The sequence below is a fragment of the Limnohabitans sp. genome (assembly GCF_031538885.1).
Taxonomy (GTDB): Bacteria; Pseudomonadota; Gammaproteobacteria; order Burkholderiales; family Burkholderiaceae_C; genus Limnohabitans.
Genome location: NZ_JAVKLW010000071.1, coordinates 1 through 3,020, shown reverse-complemented (window position 1 = coordinate 3,020; position 3,020 = coordinate 1). Strand labels below are relative to the sequence as shown.

The window sequence follows — 3,020 nt, the reverse complement described above, 5'->3', positions numbered from 1 at the left end:
GCCGCCAGCTCGATGGCCAGTGGCACGAACGCGGCTGAACTCGACTTTGATTCGGTGCAACGCGGCAACCCCGAAATTGAGCGCCGTGCGCAAGAGGTGATCAACCATTGCTGGGCGCAAGGCAAGAACAACCCCATCCTCGCCATTCACGATGTGGGCGCGGGCGGTTTGTCCAATGCCTTCCCTGAATTGACCAACGACGCAGGCCGTGGCGCACGCTTTGATTTGCGCGCAGTGCCCCTCGAAGAATCGGGCTTGGCCCCCAAAGAAATTTGGTCCAACGAAAGCCAAGAGCGCTATGTGATGGCGATTGCGCCAGAGTCGCTAGAGCAATTCAAAGCCTTCTGCGAGCGCGAGCGTTGCCCATTTGCGGTGGTGGGTGTGGCGACGCAAGAGCGCTACTTGACTGTTGCGAATGAAGATGCGGAGTTGCCTCATCACACAGATGCCAGTGCAGCGGCCGCAGTCAATATGCCCATGAACGTGTTGCTGGGCAAGCCGCCCAAGATGCACCGCGACGTCACACGCGTCGAACGCACCAGCGCCCCGATGGACCTGACTGGCGTGAGCTTGCAAGAGTCCGTCATCCATGTGCTGAGCCACCCCACGGTGGCCAGCAAACGTTTCCTCATCACCATTGGCGACCGCGCCGTGGGTGGCCTGACGCACCGCGACCAAATGGTGGGCCCGTGGCAAGTGCCTGTGGCCGATGTGGCCGTTACCTTGGCCGACTATCAAGGCTTTGCGGGTGAAGCCATGAGCATGGGCGAGCGCACACCGCTGGCGTCCCTCGATGCCCCCGCCTCAGGCCGCATGGCTGTGGCGGAAGCCATCACCAATTTATTGGCTGCTCCATTTGAGTTGCCACGCGTCAAGCTCAGCGCCAACTGGATGGCCGCTTGTGGCGAGCCCGGTGAAGACGCGGCGCTGTACGACACCGTCAAAGCTGTGGGCTTGGAACTTTGTCCAACATTGGGCATTTCTATCCCCGTGGGCAAAGACAGTTTGTCCATGCACACGCAGTGGGCTGAAAACGGCGAAACGAAAAAAGTGACCTCGCCTGTGAGCTTGATCATCAGCGCGTTTGCATCCATTGCCGACGTGCGTGGCACACTCACACCCCAACTCAACCGCACGGAAGACACCACCTTGGTGTTGGTGCAGTTGGGTGAGGGCCAACGCCGCATGGGCGGCAGCATCTTGGGTCAAGTGCTCAATCAAGCGGGCGACCAAGTGCCCGACCTCGACGACGCACAAGACTTGGTCAAGCTCGTCAACGCCGTCAACGCTCTGCGCGCGCAAGGCAAAATTTTGGCGTACCACGACCGCAGCGATGGGGGCTTGATCGCCGCGGTGTGCGAAATGGCCTTTGCGGGCCAAGTGGGCGTGGCATTGAATGTGGACATGCTCATCACCGAAGGCGATGGCATCCACGACAGCCGTGCTGAATACGGCGATACCAAAAACTGGGCCTCACAGGTGAGCGCCCGTCGCGAAGAACTCACGTTGCAAGCCTTATTCAACGAAGAGTTGGGTGTGGTGCTGCAAGTGCGCACGTCAGAGCGCAACGAGGTCATGCAAACCCTGCGTGAGCATGGCCTGTCCAAGCACAGCCACTTTGTGGGCAAGACGCGTCCAGAGTCGTCCACCATCGCCAAAGGCAAGGGCGAAATCAGCGTGTGGCGCGACACCAAAGAGGTGTTCGTGGCCAAACTGGCCGACCTGCACCAGGTGTGGGACAGCGTCAGCTGGAAGATTTGCCAACAGCGCGACAACCCTGCATGCGCTGACGCAGAACACGCTGCCGCTGGCAACCCAACAGACCCCGGCATGCATGTGCATTTGCCAGCAGGCATCACCGATAACGTGGCAGCGCCGTTCGTCCATGTGGCTGCCAAACCCAAAGTGGCGGTGCTGCGTGAGCAGGGCGTGAACTCTCACGTTGAGATGGCCTATGCCTTTGCCGAAGCAGGCTTTGAGGCGTATGACGTACACATGACCGACCTGCAAACAGGCCGCGCCAAACTGCAAGACTTCAAAGGCTTGGTGGCCTGTGGTGGCTTTAGCTACGGCGACACCTTGGGTGCGGGCATTGGCTGGGCGCGCAGCATCACGTTCAACCCCGTGTTGTCTGAACAAATGCAGCAGTTCTTTGCGCGCACCGACACCTTTGGCTTGGGCGTGTGCAACGGCTGCCAAATGTTTGCCGAGTTGGCCGACATCATTCCCGGTGCAGAGCACTGGCCACGCTTCACCACCAACCAAAGCGAGCGCTTTGAAGCGCGTTTGAGCATGGTGGAGGTGTTGCCGTCACCGTCGCTGTTCTTTGCAGGCATGGCTGGAGCCCGCTTGCCCATCGCGGTGGCGCACGGCGAAGGCTTTGCCAACTTCAGTCAGCGAGGCAACGTGACACAAGCATTGCCCGCTATGCGTTTTGTGGACAACCACGGCGCAGCGACTGAGGTCTATCCGTTCAACCCCAACGGCAGCGCGGGTGGTTTGACATCGATCACTACCGCGGACGGTCGCTTTACCGCCATGATGCCGCACCCCGAGCGGGTGTTTCGCAACGTGCAGATGAGTTGGACAGATCTAGCGGCTTCGGGGGGCGTGGAGACGTTCAGCCCTTGGATGCGGATTTGGCGCAATGCGCGTCAGTGGGTGGGCTAATCTGTCTATTTAACGCATAAAAAACCGCAGTCTTGACTGCGGTTTTTTATGGACGAGTTTTGTAAAACGTGATGGGTGACCCGACCATCTCTTTGACACGCTGGTTGAGCACAGACTTTTTCATCTTGCCTACCACATGCATCTCACACGGCTTGCAGTCAAAGCGGAGCGTGAGCTTTTCGCTGCCGTTGATGAGCATGAGTGGCTCGGCCTTGACCGTGCCTTGTACGCCCGTGACGCCCTTGGCTTGTTTGGGGCATAGGCTCATGCTGAAGCGCACGCAGTGCTTGGTGATCATCAGGCTGGCTTCGCCCAATTCTTCGTGGCTCTCGTACGCCGCTTCAATGACT

Annotated in this window: 1 protein-coding gene and 1 pseudogene; one reads left to right on the top strand and one right to left on the bottom strand. The window is 59.3% G+C overall.

Annotation, left to right across the window (positions count from 1 at the left end; genetic code table 11):
• A partial coding sequence (gene purL, locus RMS03_RS05715) for a phosphoribosylformylglycinamidine synthase (RefSeq protein ID WP_310626133.1) occupies positions 1-2,670 on the top strand: 2,670 nt, incomplete at its 5' end.
• Positions 2,671-2,716: 46 nt separating this feature from the next.
• On the opposite strand, the pseudogene RMS03_RS05710 reads toward purL, so the two are convergent.
• A pseudogene (locus tag RMS03_RS05710) lies at positions 2,717-3,020 on the bottom strand (collagenase-like protease); the annotation flags it as partial.